Origin of the sequence: Rhizobium jaguaris, assembly GCF_003627755.1 — a bacterium.
GTDB lineage: Bacteria > Pseudomonadota > Alphaproteobacteria > Rhizobiales > Rhizobiaceae > Rhizobium > Rhizobium jaguaris.
In genome coordinates this window covers 102,170-121,125 of record NZ_CP032694.1, presented here as the reverse complement: position 1 = coordinate 121,125, position 18,956 = coordinate 102,170, and the positions used below count along the sequence as shown (strand labels likewise).

At 59.5% G+C, this 18,956-nt stretch carries 18 protein-coding genes, 1 tRNA gene and 1 pseudogene; 9 read left to right on the top strand and 11 right to left on the bottom strand.

From position 1 onward, the window contains the following. The first annotated feature begins 2 nt into the window (after window positions 1-2). From truB to CCGE525_RS00555, 4 genes and pseudogenes are all read left to right on the top strand, one after another. Window positions 3-935, top strand: a complete 933-nt coding sequence (truB, locus tag CCGE525_RS00570; RefSeq protein WP_120702585.1) for a tRNA pseudouridine(55) synthase TruB — start codon at window positions 3-5, stop codon at window positions 933-935. 331 nt (window positions 936-1,266) lie between these two features. Next, window positions 1,267-1,536, top strand: a complete 270-nt coding sequence (gene rpsO, locus CCGE525_RS00565; protein ID WP_120706177.1) for a 30S ribosomal protein S15 — start codon at window positions 1,267-1,269, stop codon at window positions 1,534-1,536. A 322-nt stretch (window positions 1,537-1,858) separates the two neighbouring features. Continuing rightward, window positions 1,859-3,997, top strand: a complete 2,139-nt coding sequence (gene pnp, locus CCGE525_RS00560) for a polyribonucleotide nucleotidyltransferase (RefSeq protein ID WP_120706176.1) — start codon at window positions 1,859-1,861, stop codon at window positions 3,995-3,997. Window positions 3,998-4,302: 305 nt separating this feature from the next. Then, window positions 4,303-5,318 (top strand): annotated as a pseudogene (locus CCGE525_RS00555) (class I SAM-dependent methyltransferase). A 107-nt stretch (window positions 5,319-5,425) separates the two neighbouring features. Here the strand turns inward: CCGE525_RS00555 and CCGE525_RS00550 are convergent. From CCGE525_RS00550 to fabA, 5 genes are all read right to left on the bottom strand, one after another. Then, the gene (locus CCGE525_RS00550; protein ID WP_120706175.1) at window positions 5,426-6,646 is read right to left on the bottom strand and encodes an acyltransferase family protein; all 1,221 of its coding nucleotides are present in this window, start codon (window positions 6,644-6,646) and stop codon (window positions 5,426-5,428) included. A 156-nt stretch (window positions 6,647-6,802) separates the two neighbouring features. Next, on the bottom strand, window positions 6,803-7,381 hold the full coding sequence (locus CCGE525_RS00545; RefSeq protein ID WP_120702584.1) for a GNAT family N-acetyltransferase: 579 nt from the start codon (window positions 7,379-7,381) through the stop codon (window positions 6,803-6,805). Between the two features lie 76 nt (window positions 7,382-7,457). After that, entirely contained in the window at window positions 7,458-8,264 is an 807-nt protein-coding gene (gene fabI, locus CCGE525_RS00540) for an enoyl-ACP reductase FabI (RefSeq protein WP_120702583.1), read from the bottom strand. Between the two features lie 4 nt (window positions 8,265-8,268). Beyond that, the gene (fabB, locus tag CCGE525_RS00535; protein ID WP_120702582.1) at window positions 8,269-9,492 is read right to left on the bottom strand and encodes a beta-ketoacyl-ACP synthase I; all 1,224 of its coding nucleotides are present in this window, start codon (window positions 9,490-9,492) and stop codon (window positions 8,269-8,271) included. Between the two features lie 54 nt (window positions 9,493-9,546). Continuing rightward, a complete protein-coding gene (gene fabA, locus CCGE525_RS00530) occupies window positions 9,547-10,062 on the bottom strand; it encodes a 3-hydroxyacyl-[acyl-carrier-protein] dehydratase FabA (RefSeq protein WP_120702581.1) in 516 nt (171 codons plus the stop codon). A gap of 298 nt (window positions 10,063-10,360) precedes the next feature. Between fabA and irrA the strand changes: the two genes are divergently transcribed. Beyond that, entirely contained in the window at window positions 10,361-10,774 is a 414-nt protein-coding gene (gene irrA / locus CCGE525_RS00525) for an iron response transcriptional regulator IrrA (RefSeq protein WP_120702580.1), read from the top strand. 48 nt (window positions 10,775-10,822) lie between these two features. Here irrA and CCGE525_RS00520 read toward each other — a convergent pair whose 3' ends face one another. Beyond that, window positions 10,823-11,458 carry a trimeric intracellular cation channel family protein gene (locus CCGE525_RS00520; protein WP_120702579.1) on the bottom strand — a complete coding sequence of 212 codons (636 nt, stop codon included), beginning with the start codon at window positions 11,456-11,458 and terminating at the stop codon, window positions 10,823-10,825. A 141-nt stretch (window positions 11,459-11,599) separates the two neighbouring features. Between CCGE525_RS00520 and CCGE525_RS00515 the strand changes: the two genes are divergently transcribed. Beyond that, the gene (locus tag CCGE525_RS00515) at window positions 11,600-12,076 is read left to right on the top strand and encodes a hypothetical protein (RefSeq protein WP_120702578.1); all 477 of its coding nucleotides are present in this window, start codon (window positions 11,600-11,602) and stop codon (window positions 12,074-12,076) included. A 58-nt stretch (window positions 12,077-12,134) separates the two neighbouring features. Here CCGE525_RS00515 and CCGE525_RS00510 read toward each other — a convergent pair whose 3' ends face one another. The 5 genes from CCGE525_RS00510 to CCGE525_RS00490 form a co-directional block, all read right to left on the bottom strand. Further along, entirely contained in the window at window positions 12,135-12,926 is a 792-nt protein-coding gene (locus CCGE525_RS00510) for a YdcF family protein (protein WP_120702577.1), read from the bottom strand. 463 nt (window positions 12,927-13,389) lie between these two features. Next, on the bottom strand, window positions 13,390-14,211 hold the full coding sequence (locus CCGE525_RS00505) for a hypothetical protein (RefSeq protein WP_120702576.1): 822 nt from the start codon (window positions 14,209-14,211) through the stop codon (window positions 13,390-13,392). Window positions 14,212-14,713: 502 nt separating this feature from the next. Continuing rightward, window positions 14,714-14,956 carry a GIY-YIG nuclease family protein gene (locus tag CCGE525_RS00500; protein ID WP_120702575.1) on the bottom strand — a complete coding sequence of 81 codons (243 nt, stop codon included), beginning with the start codon at window positions 14,954-14,956 and terminating at the stop codon, window positions 14,714-14,716. Between the two features lie 185 nt (window positions 14,957-15,141). Beyond that, window positions 15,142-15,217 (bottom strand) — tRNA-Ala (locus CCGE525_RS00495). A 152-nt stretch (window positions 15,218-15,369) separates the two neighbouring features. Next, window positions 15,370-15,750: a TIGR02300 family protein gene (locus tag CCGE525_RS00490; RefSeq protein WP_120706174.1), complete on the bottom strand. Its 381-nt coding sequence runs from the start codon at window positions 15,748-15,750 to the stop codon at window positions 15,370-15,372. Between the two features lie 272 nt (window positions 15,751-16,022). On the opposite strand from CCGE525_RS00490, the gene aroA reads away from it, so the two are divergent. From aroA to cmk, 3 genes are all read left to right on the top strand, one after another. Next, window positions 16,023-17,378, top strand: a complete 1,356-nt coding sequence (aroA, locus tag CCGE525_RS00485; protein ID WP_120702574.1) for a 3-phosphoshikimate 1-carboxyvinyltransferase — start codon at window positions 16,023-16,025, stop codon at window positions 17,376-17,378. A gap of 124 nt (window positions 17,379-17,502) precedes the next feature. Next, window positions 17,503-18,150: an FMN-binding negative transcriptional regulator gene (locus tag CCGE525_RS00480; protein WP_120706173.1), complete on the top strand. Its 648-nt coding sequence runs from the start codon at window positions 17,503-17,505 to the stop codon at window positions 18,148-18,150. A gap of 19 nt (window positions 18,151-18,169) precedes the next feature. Beyond that, a complete protein-coding gene (cmk, locus tag CCGE525_RS00475; RefSeq protein ID WP_120702573.1) occupies window positions 18,170-18,802 on the top strand; it encodes a (d)CMP kinase in 633 nt (210 codons plus the stop codon). Window positions 18,803-18,956 lie beyond the last annotated feature (154 nt).

Genomic DNA, 18,956 nt, shown 5'->3' with positions numbered 1-18,956 from the left:
GAATGTCCAAACCACGCAAGCCCAAAGGCCGCCCGATTTCCGGCTGGCTGATCCTCGACAAACCGGTGGACTTCGGCTCGACGGAGGCCGTTTCCAAAATCAAGTGGCTGTTCAAGGCGCAGAAGGCGGGCCATGCCGGCACGCTCGATCCGCTTGCCTCCGGCATGCTGCCGATCGCGCTTGGCGACGCCACCAAGACCGTTCCCTATGTCATGGACGGCCGGAAGATCTATGAATTTACCGTCACCTGGGGCGAGGAACGCGCCACGGACGACCTCGAAGGCGAGGTGACCCAGACTTCGGACAAGCGCCCGAGCGAAGAGGATATTCGCGCGCTGCTGCCGAAATATACCGGCGTCATCCAGCAGATCCCGCCGCAGTTTTCCGCCATCAAGATCGCCGGCGAACGCGCCTATGATCTTGCCCGTGATGGCGAAACCGTCGAAATCCCGTCGCGCGAAGTGGAGGTTTTCCGCCTGACGCTGCTTGCTTGCCCGGATGCCAATACGGCGTATTTCGAGGTGGAATGCGGCAAGGGTACCTATGTTCGTGCGCTCGCCCGCGATCTCGGTCGCGATCTCGGTTGCTACGGCCATATTTCCGGACTGCGCCGCAGTTTCGTCGCTCCCTTTGCTGAGGAGACGATGGTGCCTTTAGCTGATCTCGTCGCACTTGAGGCAATCGAGGATGCGGACGAGCGGCTGGCCGCTCTCGATGCGCTGCTGATCGACACCGCGGAAGCGCTGTCGGCCCTGCCCCACCTCGTCATCAACGATGATCAGGCACATCGCCTTAAGATGGGCAATCCCATTCTCGTGCGCGGACGTGATGCGCCGGTTGCAGAAACGGAGGCCTATGCCACGGCACGCGGCAAGCTGATCGCCATCGGCGAGATCGGTCAGGGTGAATTCCGCCCGAAGCGGGTTTTTGTATAAAAGCACCTTCTCTCCAGCGGAGAGAAGGTGGACGCGAGCAAACTCGCTGAGCGAGATTGCGAGAGGCCGGATGAGGGGGCCGAGGAGCGGAGCTGCGAGGGCCTTGAGCGTAAGCGAAAGGCAATTTCCCGATGCCGCGCCCCCTCATCCGGCCCTTCGGGCCACCTTCTCCCCGAGGGGAGAAGGCAAAGACACGATGCTCTTCCCTTTGCGGCGCAAATGGTCTATAGGCAGCGCCAGCATCGGGCCTGCCCGATTGCATTCGCGGCCAATGCTGGACGACATCCCGGCGTTTGGCGACATTATTTCCTCTCATAGAAAGGACCATCCGATGTCGATTACTGCTGAGCGCAAGGCTGCGCTGATCAAGGAATACGCCACCGTCGAAGGCGACACCGGTTCTCCGGAAGTCCAGGTTGCGATCCTGACCGAGCGCATCAACAACCTCACAAACCACTTCAAGGACCACAAGAAGGACAATCACTCCCGCCGTGGCCTCCTGACGATGGTTTCCAGCCGGCGCTCGCTTCTTGACTATCTCAAGAAGAAGGACGAAGGCCGTTATACCAAGCTGATCTCCAGCCTCGGTATCCGCCGCTAATGGAATTTCCGGCGGGCGTTCGCATGAACGTCCGCCGGATGCCTATGAGGGGTTTGAAACCCGTCAAACTTGTTTCCGTCGCGCTTTCCGTTTGCGCGATGTGAGACACCCGGCAGGCCGGATGGGCCGGTTCTGCCAATTACAACCGTTGACCTGTCATGGGGCAGGATTGCCGGATGCTTTCAGCCGAAGCTTCAAGCTTCGGCCGATCCTTGAAAGCCTCTCGTTGTCTTGCCCGTGATGCGTCACACTTCGTGCGGTTGAAGATGCGCCTTGCCGATCCATGGGCCGCGCCTTTTCCCGCACCACGCAAGGACAAGATATGTTCGATATCCATACCGTCGAAATCGAGTGGGCCGGCCGCCCGCTGAAGCTCGAGACCGGCAAGATCGCCCGCCAGGCTGATGGCGCCGTCATCGCAACCTACGGCGAGACCGTGGTTCTTGCCACCGTCGTTTCCGCCAAGTCGCCGAAGCCGGGCCAGGATTTCTTCCCGCTCACCGTCAACTACCAGGAAAAGACCTATGCTGCCGGCAAGATCCCCGGCGGCTATTTCAAGCGCGAAGGACGTCCGAGCGAAAACGAAACCCTCGTTTCCCGCCTGATCGACCGCCCGATCCGTCCGCTTTTCCCGGAAGGCTACAAGAACGACACGCAGGTTGTCGTCACCGTCATCCAGCATGACCTCGAAAACGATCCGGACGTGCTGTCCATGGTCGCCACTTCGGCTGCCCTGACGCTCTCCGGCATTCCGTTCATGGGCCCGATCGGCGGCGCTCGCGTCGGCTACATCAACGGCGAATATGTGCTCAACCCGCATCTCGACGAGATGGACGAGTCGACCCTCGACCTCGTCGTTGCCGGTACGCAGGAAGCCGTTCTGATGGTCGAGTCCGAAGCCAAGGAACTGCCGGAAGACGTCATGCTCGGCGCCGTCATGTTCGGCCATCGCGGCTTCCAGCCGGTCATCGACGCGATCATCAAGCTCGCCGAAGTCGCCGCCAAGGAACCGCGCGATTTCACGCCGGACGATTTCTCGGCACTCGAAACCGAAATGCTGGGCCTTGCCGAAGCCGAATTGCGCGAAGCCTACAAGATCACCCAGAAGGCTGATCGCTACGCTGCCGTCGACGCCGTCAAGGCAAAGGTCAAGGCACACTTCCTGCCGGAAGAAGGCGAAGCCAAGTACACGGCCGAAGAAGTCGGCGCTATCTTCAAGCACCTGCAGGCGAAGATCGTCCGCTGGAACATCCTCGACACCTCCAGCCGCATCGACGGCCGCGACCTGCAGACGGTTCGTCCGATCCTTGCCGAAGTCGGCCTTCTGCCGCGTACACACGGCTCCGCCCTCTTCACCCGCGGTGAAACGCAGGCTGTCGTCGTTGCCACGCTCGGCACCGGCGAAGACGAGCAGTATGTTGACAGCCTGACCGGCATGTACAAAGAAAACTTCATGCTGCACTACAACTTCCCGCCCTATTCGGTCGGCGAAACCGGCCGCATGGGTTCTCCGGGCCGCCGCGAAATCGGCCATGGCAAGCTCGCATGGCGCGCCATCCACCCGATGCTGCCGTCGGCAGAGCAGTTCCCCTACACGCTGCGCGTTGTTTCCGAAATCACCGAGTCCAACGGCTCCTCCTCGATGGCCACCGTTTGCGGCACCTCGCTGGCGCTGATGGACGCGGGCGTACCGCTGGCAAAGCCGGTTGCCGGTATCGCCATGGGCCTGATCAAGGAAGAAGAGCGCTTCGCCGTTCTCTCCGACATCCTGGGTGACGAAGACCACCTCGGCGACATGGACTTCAAGGTCGCCGGCACGGAAGCCGGCATCACCTCGCTGCAGATGGACATCAAGATCGACGGTATCACCGAAGAGATCATGAAGGTGGCCCTCAACCAGGCGAAGGGCGGCCGTCTGCACATCCTCGGCGAAATGGCCAAGGCCATTTCCGAAAGCCGCGGCCAGCTCGGCGAATTCGCCCCGCGCATCGAAGTCATGAACATCCCGGTCGACAAGATCCGCGAAGTCATCGGCTCCGGCGGCAAGGTCATCCGCGAAATCGTCGAAAAGACCGGCGCCAAGATCAACATCGAAGACGACGGTACGGTCAAGATCGCTTCGTCTTCCGGCAAGGAAATCGAAGCGGCCCGCAAGTGGATCCACTCGATCGTTGCCGAGCCGGAAGTTGGCCAGATCTACGAAGGCACGGTTGTCAAGACCGCTGATTTCGGCGCCTTCGTCAACTTTTTCGGCGCCCGCGACGGCCTCGTCCATATCTCGCAGCTCGCCTCCGAGCGCGTTGCCAAGACGACCGACGTCGTCAAGGAAGGCGACAAGGTCTGGGTGAAGCTGCTCGGCTTCGACGAGCGCGGTAAGGTTCGCCTGTCCATGAAGGTCGTCGACCAGACGACCGGCCAGGAAATCGCTGCCGATAAGAAGAAGGACGACGCAGCCGAATAAGGCGCGCCTTCACGCACGTTTCGGGGCGCGGGATCTTTTCCGCGCCCTTTTTATATTATCGGTGCCGGCCATTTTTGTGGAAACTGAGTGCCCGGCCCCTCACCCTAGCCCTCTCCCCGCATGCGGGGAGAAGGGATAACGACTGTGCTCGACGATTACCCTCCACCAAACCGAGGCATCTAAGTCTTGCGCTGTCATCCCCTCTCCCCGTTACAACGGGGAGAGGGTTAGGGTGAGGGGCAGCATGAGGTAGAAGTGGCGCATATCCGACAGACGAAACCCATTTCCATGACGAGACCAGGCCCATGAGCCGCGACGCCTTGAAAACCCTGTTCCACCCCTTTGCCTCCGGCACCGTCGGTACACCTGGCGAAGGCGAGCGCATTCTGTTTCTCGGTGCGGAAGCGGGCTTTTTCCTGCCCGACGGTTTTGCGGCGTCGCTTTCCGCCGTCCAGGGGTTCAGGCCCTTCTATCGCCAGCTTCAGGCGCAGCGTATCGATGTGACGCCGGAGATCGAAGGCGAGGATTATGACGGCGCCCTGGTACTCTGCACCAAACACAAGGGCGAAAATGAAGCCCATATTGCCGAGGCGCTGACGCGCGTGAAGGCGGGCGGGCTGATCGTCGTCGCCGGCGGCAAGGAAGACGGCATTCAGCCGCTGCGCAAGCGTATCGAAGGTTTTGGCCTGGATGTCGAGCACATGCCGAAATACCACGGCGTGGCTTTCTGGTTTACGCGCCCGGCCGACACAAGCGCTCCCGCAGCGCAACTGGCAAAGCCCGCGACGCGCATCGACGGCCGCTTCACCACCGCTGCCGGCATGTTCTCGCATGATCGCATCGACGCCGGCTCCGAACTGCTGGCATCGCGCCTTCCGACCGATTTTCCGGCGATGCCGCCGATTTCGGCGCCGGCTGGGGCTATCTTTCTGTGGAACTGGCGACCAGATCACCGCGGATCGCGCGTCTAGACCTCTACGAGGCCCACTACGAGGCGTTGGAGGCGGCCCGCGCCAATCTCCTCGAAAACTGCCCGAAGGTCGCTCAGCGCTTCTTCTGGCAAGATCTGGCGAGCGAGCCGGTCAAGGACAAATACGATCTGGTGATCATGAACCCGCCCTTTCATGAGGGCCATGCCGCCGAACCTTCGCTCGGCCAGGCGATGATCAAGGCGGCATCCTCGGCATTACGCAGCGGCGGTCGCCTGATGCTGGTCGCGAATCGCGGCCTGCCCTATGAGCCAGTACTGGCGGAGAATTTCCGCGAGCATGGCGAGACCTGCCGAAATGCGCGTTTCAAGGTGCTGTGGGCGAAAAAATAAACAACGAAGGCGGCCAATCGGCCGCCTTTTTTCATGCGCTAGATCATTGTTTTTACGCAATTCCGGACGGAAAGCCGCTAAACACTTTTCCTGGAATTGCTCTGGATCTAGCCCGCTCGGTGCGAGCGGGGCAACAGGTGATCACGCAGGGCCAGAAAGTTTCTTTCGACGAGAAACCAGAGGGTCGCCGCCACGATGAAGCAGGTGGAGAAATAGATGACGAAGCCTGAGAGCCCCTGAAGATTGACCTTGCCGAACACCATCTGATCGAGGTGGTAGACGGCCTTGTGGGTCAGGTAGAGGCTGTAGGAGAGCGTTGCGATGCCCGATATCGCCGGAAGATGCCAACGCCCGATCCTGGGCTGTAGGTCCAGCAGTGCGCCGAGAACGAATGTCACTCCCGCCGAGAAAAGCGGAAAGCCGATGACCGCACCTGGAAGAGGCTGAAACACAAGCGGCAAATTGGTTTCGGCAAATGACCCGCGGTTTGAAAAGATCACGAGCGCCACTACCACGAACATGCTGCCGATGCCGAGCGCGATGTATGGCGGCATGTACCTTTCCCATAGCAACGGCTTGAACAACCGGATCGCTGCGAGAACGACGCCGAAAGTCAGCCCGTCCAGTCGATTATAAGTCGGATAATAGACGTCCCTCAGATAGACGGCGAGGGCTGCTCTGTAGGCCTGCATTTCGGCAGCCGGGCCGACCTGGCTCTGCCACAGCGCGAATCTCAGACCCATGCCGGCAATCATGATTGTCGTAACCAGAAATGCGACGAAGACCACTGAGGCACGCCGCTTCAGCAGGACGACGAGAACCGGCAGGACAAGATAGAAATGCTCCTCCACGCTCAGCGACCAAGCTTCGGTGAACGTGCCGCCCAAGCGCGGATCGAGCCCGAAATTGACCGTGAAAGTCAGGAACCGCCAGGCGGATTGCATAGTCGGCGCGTCGCGCAAGGCGGGGATGAACGCGTAGAAGGCAAGTACGAGCAGAAAGGCCGGCAATATGCGGAATGCCCTGCGCAGATAGAAAGCCTTGAAGTCGACGGCATGGCGGCGCGCGGCCTCCGCCATTAGCTGGGTTCCGATGAGATAGCCGCTGAGCACGAAGAAGATGTCGACGCCGATCCAGCCATAGGGTCTAATTCCGGCCAACGGCAGCGGGGTCGCTCCCCACGGCAGATGCACCAGCATGACAAGCAGGATGGCAAGCGCCCGCAATATATCCGGCCCCAATGCCCTTGCGGTGGCAGCGGCTTCGAGCGATGCCGTCTCGTCCAGTGGATCGAGCGGCTTGGAATTGGCAACAGTTATGGAGTTCACGGAGGGGTTCCCGTAAATGGTCAATGAATGCCGATGGACATGCAGGAAATACTGATGAATGCGTGCCTTGTATCGGAATTCCGGCCGGTCGTAACGGGCCATCCCCGGCAAGATAGAATTAACCTAAAATTTTCGTAAAATCTTACCGAATGGAGATTAACGCGCCCGATTCGGTGCCCTTGCCACCCATTCGCGACTCAGGACGGCATAGACGCATTCATCGCCCCAGACGCCATTGAAGCGGTCGCTTTCGATCAACAGCGCTTCACGGCGCAGGCCTAGCCGTTCGACGACGCCGACGGACCCGGCGTTCTTCGCATCCAGCCGCGCGAAGATCCGGTGAAAGCCGAATTTTTCGAAGCCGAGGGTGATGATGGCTTCGGCCGCCTCTGTCGCGTATCCCTTCCCGGCATAGGCCGGATTGAAGATATAGCCGACCTCGGCCTGCAGCGCCGCCTTGTTGGCGACCTTCAGACTAACCTGCCCCAACAGCGTGTCATCCTCACGTCGAACAACGGCACAGCGGAGGATATCGCCGTCTTCCGACAAACGCGTGTTCAAACCGGCATCGAAACGCTCCCGCATTTCGTCTGGAGATGGAGGGTCGCTGTAAAGGTAGCGATAGATGCCCGGCAAGGAGCGATAAGCGCTATAGGCTTCGAAATCCTCCGGGACGAATCCTCTGAGGGTCAGACGTTCGGTGGATGCAAAGGGTTTGGCGGCGGTGGACGTCATCGGGAATCCCCCGAAAGGATATCCGCAAATTTGGTCCTCCCGGCAAAGGCCGAGAGGACGTTTCAGATCAGCACGCTTACTCCGCGTCGGCCTTGGTCAGCGTTTCCAACGTCGGCATCGAGGTGATGTTATAGCCAGCATCGACAAAGTGGATTTCGCCGGTAACGCCAGCTGACAAATCGGACAGGAGATAGAGCGACGACGAGCCCACCTGGTCGATGGTAACCGACTTGCGCAGCGGTGCGTTGCGCTGGTTCCAGGAGAGGATGGCGCGGGCATCGGAAATGCCGGCGCCGGCGAGCGTGCGGATCGGGCCGGCGGACACGGCGTTGACGCGAATGCCGCGCGGGCCGTAGTCGGCGGCGAGATAGCGCACGGATGCTTCCAGAGCCGCCTTGGCGACGCCCATGACGTTGTAGTTCGGGATGACGCGCGTCGAGCCATTATAGGTCAATGTCAGCATGCTGCCGCCTTCGACCATCAGCTCGGCCGCACGCTTGGCGATCTCGGTGAAGGAGAAGCAGGAAATCACCATGGTGCGGGTGAAATTATCGCGCGTGGTATTGGCGTAGAGGCCCTTTAGTTCGTTCTTGTCGGAAAAGCCGATGGCGTGGACGATGAAATCCAGCCTGCCCCAGCGTGCCCTGATCTCCTCGAAGATGGAATCGACGGAAGCGATATCTTCGACATCACAAGGCAGGAGGAAATCCGAGCCGACTTCGGCTGCGAGCGGCTTGACACGCTTGCCGAGCGCTTCGCCCTGATAAGTGAAAGCCAGTTCCGCGCCTTCGGCTGCCAGCGCCTTTGAAATACCCCAGGCAATCGAATGATTGTTTGCGACACCCATGATGAGGCCGCGCTTACCCTGCATGATTCCCGTCATTGCCTTATCCGTTATAGCGCTGGAATACGAGCGTGGCGTTGGTGCCGCCGAAGCCGAAGGAATTGGAAAGAGCCACGTCGATCTTGGCATTATCGATGCGCTTGCGCACGATCGGCACACCTTCGAATTCCGGGTCGAGTTCGGTGATATGAGCGCTTTCGCCGATGAAGCGCTCTTGCATCATCAGGATCGAGTAGATCGATTCCTGCACGCCGGCTGCGCCGAGCGAATGGCCCGTCAGCGACTTGGTCGACTGGATCGGCGGAATCTTGTTGCCAAAGACTTCGCGAATCGCGCCGATTTCCTTGCTGTCGCCCACCGGCGTCGAGGTGCCGTGGGTGTTGATGTAGTCAATATCGCCCTTCACCGTCGCGAGCGCCTGGCGCATGCAGCGCACAGCCCCCTCGCCCGAAGGCGCGACCATGTCGTAGCCGTCCGAGGTGGCGCCGTAGCCGACGATCTCGGCATAGATCTTGGCGCCGCGCGCCTTGGCATGCTCCAGCTCTTCCAGCACCAGCACGCCGGCGCCGCCGGCAATGACGAAGCCATCGCGCTTGGCGTCATATGCGCGCGAGGCGGTTTCCGGATGATTCTGGTTGAAGTCGGAAGACATGGCGCCCATGGCGTCGAAGAGGTTCGACATGGTCCAGTCGAGATCCTCGTGGCCGCCGGCGAACATGACGTCCTGCTTGCCCCACTGGATCATCTCGGCGGCGTTGCCGATGCAGTGCGCCGAGGTCGAGCAGGCAGACGAAATGGAATAGTTGACGCCGTGGATCTTGAACCAAGTGGCAAGCGTTGCCGACGCCGTCGACGACATCGACTTCGGCACGGCGAAGGGGCCGATGCGCTTCGGGCTGTTGTTCTTGCGGGTGATATCGGCGGCTTCGATCAGGGTGCGGGTGGACGGGCCGCCCGAGCCCATGATGATGCCGGTGCGCTCATTGGTGATGTCGCTCTCTTCGAGACCGCTGTCGGCGATCGCCTGCTTCATGGCGACATGGTTCCAGGCGCCGCCCTGCGACAGGAAGCGCATGGCGCGACGATCCACCAGATCCGTCGTGTCGATCTTTGGCGCGCCCCACACCTGGCATTTGAAGCCGTGTTCGGCGAAATCGGAGGAAAAAGAAATGCCGGACTTGGCTTCGCGCAGCGAGGCAGTCACTTCTTGAGCATCGTTTCCAATCGAAGAGACAATACCCAGACCCGTAACAACTACCCGTCTCATGTCGATGACCTTTTCTAAAACGTCTCTCTTGTGTGGAGGCGGCGGCGCCGCGGCTCAGGCAGCCTTGTCCTTCGACAGGCCTACGCGTAGGTCTGTCGCCTGATAAATGACCTCGCCGTCGGCCTTCAGCCAGCCGTCGGCAGTGCCGAGGACGAGGCGGCCGCGCATCACGCGTTTGAAATCGATGCCGTATTCGAGGAGCTTTGTGTCCGGACGAACCATGCCCTTGAACTTCACTTCGCCGGTCGAAAGCGCCATGCCGCGACCGGGCTCGCCGAGCCAGCCGAGGAAGAAGCCGGTCAGCTGCCACATGCCATCGAGACCAAGGCAACCCGGCATGATCGGGTTGCCGGCAAAATGACAGGGGAAGTACCAGTCATCGGGACGCACGTCGTATTCGGCGCGAATGTAGCCCTTGTCGAAGGCGCCACCGGTTTCGGAAATATCTGTAATGCGATGGACCATCAGCATCGGTGGCAGGGGAAGCTGCGCGTTGCCCGGGCCGAACAGTTCGCCGCGGCCGCAGGCCAGGATTTCCTCATAGTTGAAGCTGGATTGTCTCGTCGTCATAAAAATTCCATTTCCCCCACAAGGATGCCGATGAATGTGAAGCTTTAGTGCAAGATCGACAGAAAATGAAGCGCAAGCATGACGCCCAATTCCACCATCCGATATCACACACTTCACTGTTATGTGGTGGTCGCATACAGGAAGGCTAGGGCTGCTGCCAGAGGCAAATGCGCCAAGAACCCTATTTTTACGGCTTTGGGCTACCTTCCCACCCCATTGAAACTATTGAAAGCAATCCCTGCAAAAGTTATATGGCGTAGTTAAGATTTACTAAGATCAGGAATCCGGAGTTCTCTGAATGGCGGAAGAGGCCGAAATTGCGATCGAAACCAGGCTCCGCAGCGCGGGCCTGAGGCCGACCCGCCAGCGCGTCGCGCTCGGCGATCTCCTCTTCGCCAAGGGCGACCGCCACCTAACCGTCGAAGAACTGCATGAAGAGGCAGTTGCGGCCGGCGTGCCGGTTTCGCTCGCCACCGTCTACAACACGTTGCACCAGTTCACCGAGGCTGGCCTGATCCGCGTGCTCGCCGTCGAAAGCACCAAGACCTATTTCGACACCAATGTTTCCGACCATCACCACTTCTTCATCGAAGGCCACAACCAGGTGCTGGACATTCCGGTCAGCAACCTGACGATCGACAATCTGCCGGAGCCGCCGAAGGGAATGGAAATCGCCCATGTCGACGTCGTCATCCGCCTGCGCCGCAAGTAGGCAGTAGCCTTTTGCCATTGCCCACCGCCTGAGACCTATTGCCTCCACTTACATCACATCGTCGGGATGCCGGCCGGGCTTATGATGGTACGTCGGGAAGGTCCAGCCGAACCAGAGCGCGCCGCCACGCACCATGAAGGCTGCGGCAACTCCGAGTGCAGCCGAGGCATAGAGCGGCATCATCGTCGCGTTTGCAGCGGTAAAGACGCCAGCCCCGACTAGCGCCGCCGTCACGTAGATTTCCGGCCGCAGCAGCACCGAGGGTTCGTTTGCCAGAAGATCGCGCAGGATGCCGCCGAAGGTGGCCGTCAGCGCACCGGTAACGATGGCAACCGTCGGCGAGCCCGTCGCCGCCATGCCCTTGGCCGCACCCATGACGCAATAGGCCGACAGACCGACCGCATCGAGCCAGATCAATAGCCGATAGCGTGATTCGAACAGATGCGCGGTGAAGAAGACCAGCACACCGGCGACCGCACAGATGATGATATAGGTGGGGTTCTGTACCCAGAAGACAGGCACGCGGCCGAGGACGATATCCCTGAGCGTGCCGCCGCCGATACCGGTGACCGCCGCGAGAAACAGGAAACCAATCAGATCGAGCTGCTTGCGTGAGGCTGACAGCGCGCCGGTTGCGGCGAAGAGAGCGACGCCGGCATAATCGAGAAACGAAAGAAGCGACATTCGAGGCTCCAGGAGTGCCGGCACGATTTTCGGCGGAGTGAATCACGGCGGCAAGGGCCGCGCAAGCAGGCAGGTGTAAAGATGTCGTAGCGGTCGGCAACCCCGGCGGCCGTCCCCGCGCTTTCAAGAGGAAATCCCCCCGTGAAGTCCCTGCTGATCGTGATCCTGAATCTCATCGCGCTCGTGATCATGCCCGCAGTGGTGCAGGCGCAGCAATCGCTCGTGCAAGATCCGGTCGCCTTCGAGAAGGAACACTTCACCAAACGCTGCGAGGGCCAGGCGAGCTTCGGCGACGGCTTCGCCACCGAACGGGACATCAACAACGATACGCTGACCGACCTGGTGATCAACGAGGGCGAAATCACCTGCAAGGGGGAAAAGGGGCCCGATTGCACCGACGAGGGCTGCCCCTACAACTTCTACATCCATGTCGCCGAGGGCGGCTATATTCTCGTCGCCACCGCACAAATCTACGGCTACGATTTCATCCAGCGCTTCGGCAACATGGTGCTGGTCATGAAGATGCACCCGCATTACTGCGACCGCACCGACGGCGACCCCTGCGAGATCACTGTCCGCGTCCGCGGCGTGAAATTCGTCACCATCTCGAAAAAGTAGGCGCTACACCGCGCATCCGGCAGGGGTTCGGCCACGTAGTTACGGGCCGACCACCTTCTTAGGGGCCGGGATAAAGCGTCGAGGTGCGGCCGACGGCGTAATAGCCGACGAGGCCGATCCATTCGCGGACGCCGGTCGCCAGCAACTGCGCATTCAGCGACGGCTGGGTGAAATCGAGCCCAAGCGTCTCCTTGCCCGTGCTGCGGTAATCGACCGGCCAGGGGACGATATCGATGCCTTGCTTGCGGAAGATACCCACGGAGCGTGGCATATGGAAGCCGGACGTGATCAGCAGGCAGCCGGACAGTCCGTTCTTGGCCAGCAGCTCCTTCGTATTGACTGCATTTTCGAAGGTGGTGCGCGACGTCGTGTCCTCGACAAGTCGGTCCTTAGGCAGGCCGAGCGCAACAAAGAAGCGCTCCGAAATGACCGCATCGCCCTCGTACTTGCCGCTGATCGAACCGTCGCCTCCGGAGACGACGACGCGTGCCTGCGGAAACTTCTGCGCCAGCCGCAACGTCTCGATGAGACGGTCACCGGCCGAATCAAGCTCATACCCACCCCGCGCCGTCGTTACCTCGTTCTGCGTAGCGCCGCCGAGAACGATCATGCACTTGAGATCGGCGGGATCACCAGCCGGATGCGGAAAGCGTTCCTCCAATCCCTGGACGATATAGGCGCCCGTCGTCGTGTAAAGCGCGACGAACAGGATCAGGACCGACAGAAAGGTCGAGACGATGGCGATAAAACGCCTGTGAAGAAGACTGCCGATCAGGGCCAATACGCCGAAGAAAAAAGCCAGTGACAGCGGCTGACCAAAAATCCAGACAAGTTTCGAAAAAACGAACAAGATACATCCTCGGGCGTGTCGAGCTGAAGCTATCAAGAGCGCAGGCTGGACGATTCGTTTCTTAATTAGCAGATTTTTGTGCGCTGCAATGTGGTGATTTGGGTTGGTGTGCTCGTGGGCGGCAGCGAATTGGCGTTCAAAATTCGTCACAGCGAGAATGGCTTCTGACTTGTCGACAGACAAGCACCATCAAATCAGTCTCTTCTTGGTAAAAGCCCTGCCGGAATGAGACTGAGATATCGCCGAGGAACTTGGCAAGACGCGCAATGACATAATCCGCCGCACTATCTGAGAATGGCTGGAGACGAACGCCCATTTGCCGACGCGGGAGCTGCACGGGGATGGAGACGTAGTCGGGTCTGCCTGACAACGATGATCTGGAATAGCAAACGTTCGACCATCGCTTTTTTTCGGGACGCCATTCCCGTAGCCCAAACATCAGAGCGCGAGCCCGCCGCAATCGCTACCCGTCAGCCCGCGGATCACCGACCAGCGAATGGAACGGTTGGCGAGGATGGTCGTCCGCTCCATTCTTCCAATTTAGTTGCCGAGGCTCGATCTGAAAGTCATCGCCACGACCGCAGTGGCTAATCTCTTCGGACCCGTTTTTTGGCTTGAGATCGGGCATCAAATGCCGCTGCAATGCCCCGTCCCAACCTGCGAAGCTGCCTTCCCAAACGGTATCGTCTTCTTCCAAATACGAAACATACGGATGCAGTCTTCCTGTCCATCGGCGCGGATAGGTCACTGCAATCAATTCGGCGCGACCGTATTGATTGGTTGCCCACGGCGCGCATGCAATTTCAGAAACAATATCAGCGTTGAGAAGGATGTTCATTCCTTGGGTCTGATAGGGATAGAAGCCTTCAATATTGTTTTGCGTATTGCTGAGGACGATATATCGGGCGGGTTTTTCAAGCATTTTCAAAAATCTATTACGGAGACGCTCGTATTTTTTTGCAATTCTCTCCACGTCGTTCTGGGTGACCGCATCGCTCAATTTCTCATGCCAAAACCAAAGTTTGAAATCCTCCAACCGCAGGGCTTCCTGAGCGTGCGCGGGCACATACAGGGAGTGGGGCATGATCGGTCCCAAATGCAGCCTTTCGACGACTTTTGCGATATCTGATGCGCTGACAAGGACCCAATTGAAGAATGCGGACCGTTCGAGCAGTTGGTCGTTTAAGAGTGAGGAAAGGAACCCGGCGTGCCGCTGCAGTTGTAGAGCGGTTTGACAAGACACGCCCATGCTAATAAATGCCCGACTTTCGCTGACCAGAGACATACAAATATTCTCCTAGGCCTCAAGAAGATGGGTATGGAACCAGGAAGCGTGGGCGGCGCTTGCGATGTCGAATTGCGACAGATTTAGGTCAAAGCGGCCGCCAGGGATCGTCACCCGCTTCTTGGTCGCGTATATACTGCGCTGAAGCATAGGAACCTGGGACGGCACTGTAACATTAACCGAGCAGCGGGCAAGATGTGGGATCTGGCGGCATACCGGATTTGCACGTGATCCTGTCTATCGTCGTCCCGGGTTGTCAATGCGGGTCGAGATTTATCCAAAAATGAGTATTTTCTGGCACTGACGTTCTTGCAATGGATTCCTCTGGCATCTTTTATCTGCGACCCAATATCAGGTCCGTAATTCCAGGTAACTATGCATGCGCGGAAGGAGACTACCATGCAGGGTGTACCTCAACATCTCAAATTGAGAAGTTTCCCATGGAATTCTGCGGGCTGCCTGATTGCAGCGCTCGCGTTTCCATCCGACACAGCACTTGCCATCAAATTAGTCTCTTCTTGGCGAAGGCCCTGCCGGAATGAGATTTCAAATAGGTCTCGAATTTCAGGGCCCTGTATTTGTCCGGAAATGCCGAATACCAGAGCAGAATCCAAGGCGCATATTTTGCAGTGTGACTCGATTTGCCGGCATTGTGATCGGCGAGTCGCTGCTTAAGATCCGAAGTGGATCCAGTATATTGCTGTTCGGGAAAATCGACGCTCTGGAGAATGTAAACGTACCACATTAGGCTTGCTGGCACCCCGTAAGTCATGTCGAGCACGCTGACTTAACGGTTTCGCTTGGTTGCCTTGCGCAAAGCTTGTAGGTGGGGGACCTAAGCCCGTCGTCGCCCTACGGGCTTTGCCGGGCACTGCTTCGGCCTAACGGTTTCCCGTGGCTGCGCCACGCGAAGCCCGTAAGGGCAAAGCGTGGTGGAGCTAAGCGGGATCGAACCGCTGACCTCTTGCATGCCATGCAAGCGCTCTCCCAGCTGAGCTATAGCCCCATCAAGGTGGTACCGGTCTAACCGGTCCTGGGACCCTTCGGAGCGCTTCGCCCGTCGGGGTGGCGGCTTATTACTTCTGGTTTTTGCAGATAGCAAGCCGAAAATTTCGGCCCGGAAAACTTTTCTCGTTCACCGGGCCGATTGTTCAGAGATCAAACGTCGTCGTCGTCGCCGGTGACGCCGATAATGTCGCTCATATCGTCATCATCTTCGTCTTCGTCGGCTTCGAGGAAGGTATCGTCGTCATCGTCGCCGATTTCGACATCGTCATCGCCCATATCCGGAATATCGTCGCCGGCGGCCGCTTCATCGGCATCCTCGAGCGATACCAGTTCGACTTCCGTGTTTTCGGTATCGACTTCAGCCACTTCGTCTTCTTCCGGAACTTCCTTCGAAGCAGAGGTTTCCTCGAAGAAGGACAAGGGCCAGGACTTGCCGGTATAGGGCGAGACGATCGGGTCCCGGTTCAAGTCATAGAATTTCTTGCCGGTATCGGGATCGGTACGTTTTGTTCCAAGTTCCGCTTTCGCCACTGTCAAAGCCTCATGAATGGCCGAATGAAATTTCGGCAATGCCGGGGAAGCCGGCGTTTTAAGGGAAATATCAGCCGGTCCCCTTAATCGTTGATGCTCTTTCTGTCAAAGCCAAACTTTATATACGCCGAGAGAGGTTTTCCCGGCCCTCCGGGATGACCCGGCAACGGGTCTATGGTAACGAGCCAGCGTGAACCGCAGGTCAGTTGGCGCAACAGGAGCTAAGCCAACGATAATGCGGCGTAAATAACGGCATCGCAAAGGAATTGCCCATGCCGCACGACATTCATCCGCGGCCCGCTACAGCGCGCCGCTCGACCAATCTTTCCGGCACCATCCGCGTTCCCGGCGACAAATCCATTTCGCATCGCGCCCTCATGTTCGGCGGCTTGGCCTCGGGCGAAACCCGCATCAGCGGCCTGCTCGAAGGCGAGGATGTGCTCAATACCGGCAAGGCCATGCAGGCCATGGGCGCCAAGATCGAGAAGATCGGGGCCGAATGGATCATCAAGGGCGTTGGCAACGGCGCGCTGCTCGCCCCGGAAGTACCGCTCGATTTCGGCAATACCGGCACCGGCAGCCGCCTGACCATGGGCCTCGTCGGCGTCTATAACTTCGAATCCATCTTCATCGGCGACGCTTCGCTTTCCAAGCGGCCTATGGGCCGCATCCTCGATCCGCTGCGGCAGATGGGCGCGCAGGTCAAATCCAGCGAAGGCGACCGGCTGCCGGTGACGCTGCATGGGCCGGACACGGCCAGCCCGATCACCTATCGCGTGCCGATGGCCTCGGCGCAGGTCAAATCCGCAGTGCTGCTGGCCGGCCTTAACGCGCCCGGCGTCACCACCGTCATCGAGCCGGTCATGACCCGCGATCATACCGAAAAGATGCTGGCCGGCTTCGGCGCCGATCTTTCGGTCGAGACAGGTCAGGACGGCGTGCGCACCATCCGCCTCGAAGGCCAGGGCAAGCTTTCCGGCCAGCTTATCGATGTTCCCGGCGATCCCTCTTCGACCGCCTTTCCGCTGGTCGCGGCGCTCATCGTTTCCGGCTCTGATATCACCATCCGCAACGTGCTGATGAACCCGACGCGCACCGGGCTGATCCTGACACTGCAGGAGATGGGCGGCGATATCGAAATTCTCGACAAGCGCCTCGCCGGCGGCGAGGATGTCGCCGATCTCCGTGTGCGCTCCTCCGCGCTCAAGGGCATCACCGTGCCGGCCGAACGGGCGCCGTCGATGATCGACGAATATCCGGTGCTCGCCGTGGCTGCCGCCTTCGCCGAGGGCACGACGGTCATGCTTGGGCTCGAAGAGCTGCGTGTGAAGGAATCCGACCGGCTTTCGGCTGTTGCGGAAGGGCTCAAGCTCAATGGCGTCGACTGCACCGAAGGCAGGGATTCGCTGGCCGTTCGGGGAAGGCCTGATGGAAAGGGTCTCGGCGGTGCGGGCGGCGGCGAGGTCAAGACCTACCTCGACCATCGCATCGCGATGAGCTTTCTCGTGATGGGCCTTGCCTCAGAGCATGCGGTCAGGGTTGATGATTCCACCATGATCGCCACCAGCTTCCCGGAGTTTTTTGAGCTCATGACAAGATTGGGTGCGACGATCGAGGTCGAGGGCTGATAAAATCTTGCTCCTGCGGGCGACAGTGCCCGCAGGAGCAACGCAACCAAGTCGGAAGCAGCCGATGGCCATTCGGGGCCGCCGGTCCTATGATGCGCCCAACACTAACAGACGGTTCCGGACCATGTATCAGCCGCCTCATCATCGCGAAGACGATCTCGGCACGCAACACGAGCTGATCCGCTCGCATCCGCTGGGATTGCTGATCACCGCAGGCAATGGCGGGCCGATCGCCAATCTTGTGCCGTTCCATCTCAAGACCGGCCTTTCTTCCAAGGGCACACTGCAGGCGCATATCGCCAGGGCGAACGGCCAATGGCGGGAAATCCAGGCGGGAGCGCCGGTGCTCGTGGTTTTCCAGGGCGCTGAAAGCTATATCACCCCATCCTGGTATGCGACCAAACAGGAGACCGGCAAGGTCGTGCCGACCTGGAACTATGTGGTGGTGCAGGTTCGCGGCAATGCACGCGTCATCGAAGACCATGCCTGGCTGCGCGAGCAGATCGGCATGCTGACCGGTGAAAATGAGAGCGGCCGTCTAGAGCCCTGGACAGTCGGCGATGCGCCGCCGGATTTCATCGCTGCCCAGTTGAAGGGCATTATCGGCATCGAGATCGACATCGAAACGATTGACGGCAAGTGGAAGGTCAGCCAGAACCGTCCCGCTGCCGACCGTCAGGGCGTGGCCCATGGCCTGGACGGAATCGACCGCGATTCGGCCGCGGAAATGGCTGAGCTGGTGCGGCGATACGACAAACAAAAACAAGACTGAAGGCAGGGATATAAAGAGAATGATCATCGCCATCGACGGACCCGCTGCGGCTGGCAAAGGAACTTTGTCGCGCCGGATCGCCGAGGAATACGGTTTTCACCATCTCGACACCGGCCTTACCTACCGCGCGACCGCCAAGGCGCTGCTCGACGCCGGCCTGCCGCTCGATGACGAAACGGTGGCGGAGACGATGGCGCACAAGGTCGATCTCGCCGGACTCGACCGCGCCGTGCTGTCGAAGCATGAGATCGGCGAGGCCGCATCGAAAATCGCCGTCATGCCAGCGGTGCGCCGGGCACTGGTCGAGGCGCAGCGCGCCTTTTCGCGGAAGGAGCCGGGCACGGTTCTGGACGGCCGCGATATCGGCACGGTCGTCTGCCCGAATGCACCGGTGAAGATCTATGTTACCGCCTCGGCCGCAGTCCGGGCAAAACGACGTTACGACGAGATCGTCGAGGCCGGCGGCAGCGCCGATTACGCGGCCATTTTCGAGGATGTGAAACGGCGCGACGAGCGGGACATGGGCCGCACCGACAGCCCGCTGAAACCGGCCGAAGACGCATACTTGCTTGATACCTCAGAAATGAGTATAGAAGCGGCGTTTCAGACCGCAAAGTCGATCGTCGACACCGCTCTGAGCCGTAATGCCTGAAAATTTGAGCAGCTTTCGCGCGCCTCGCGCACGAAACTGACGATTTCAAATAGCCTGACATTCCGTCCGAGCGCCGGATAGCTTTCCCACGGGAAGGCGGACTGGGGTCAGGCCCGTTTAACACGAACCACCGGCGCATCAGTGTCCGAATTGC

What these genes read in the sequence shown, in the direction of transcription:
- truB (WP_120702585.1), top strand. Translation starts at nt 3, where the DNA reads ATGTCCAAACCACGCAAGCCCAAAGGCCGCCCGATTTCCGGCTGGCTG.
- rpsO (WP_120706177.1), top strand. Translation starts at nt 1,267, where the DNA reads ATGTCGATTACTGCTGAGCGCAAGGCTGCGCTGATCAAGGAATACGCC.
- pnp (WP_120706176.1), top strand. Translation starts at nt 1,859, where the DNA reads ATGTTCGATATCCATACCGTCGAAATCGAGTGGGCCGGCCGCCCGCTG.
- CCGE525_RS00545 (WP_120702584.1), bottom strand. Translation starts at nt 7,381, where the DNA reads ATGACGTCCACCGCCGCCAAACCCTTTGCATCCACCGAACGTCTGACC.
- fabI (WP_120702583.1), bottom strand. Translation starts at nt 8,264, where the DNA reads ATGACGGGAATCATGCAGGGTAAGCGCGGCCTCATCATGGGTGTCGCA.
- fabB (WP_120702582.1), bottom strand. Translation starts at nt 9,492, where the DNA reads ATGAGACGGGTAGTTGTTACGGGTCTGGGTATTGTCTCTTCGATTGGA.
- fabA (WP_120702581.1), bottom strand. Translation starts at nt 10,062, where the DNA reads ATGACGACGAGACAATCCAGCTTCAACTATGAGGAAATCCTGGCCTGC.
- irrA (WP_120702580.1), top strand. Translation starts at nt 10,361, where the DNA reads ATGGCGGAAGAGGCCGAAATTGCGATCGAAACCAGGCTCCGCAGCGCG.
- CCGE525_RS00520 (WP_120702579.1), bottom strand. Translation starts at nt 11,458, where the DNA reads ATGTCGCTTCTTTCGTTTCTCGATTATGCCGGCGTCGCTCTCTTCGCC.
- CCGE525_RS00505 (WP_120702576.1), bottom strand. Translation starts at nt 14,211, where the DNA reads ATGTCTCTGGTCAGCGAAAGTCGGGCATTTATTAGCATGGGCGTGTCT.
- CCGE525_RS00500 (WP_120702575.1), bottom strand. Translation starts at nt 14,956, where the DNA reads ATGTGGTACGTTTACATTCTCCAGAGCGTCGATTTTCCCGAACAGCAA.
- aroA (WP_120702574.1), top strand. Translation starts at nt 16,023, where the DNA reads ATGCCGCACGACATTCATCCGCGGCCCGCTACAGCGCGCCGCTCGACC.
- CCGE525_RS00480 (WP_120706173.1), top strand. Translation starts at nt 17,503, where the DNA reads ATGTATCAGCCGCCTCATCATCGCGAAGACGATCTCGGCACGCAACAC.
- cmk (WP_120702573.1), top strand. Translation starts at nt 18,170, where the DNA reads ATGATCATCGCCATCGACGGACCCGCTGCGGCTGGCAAAGGAACTTTG.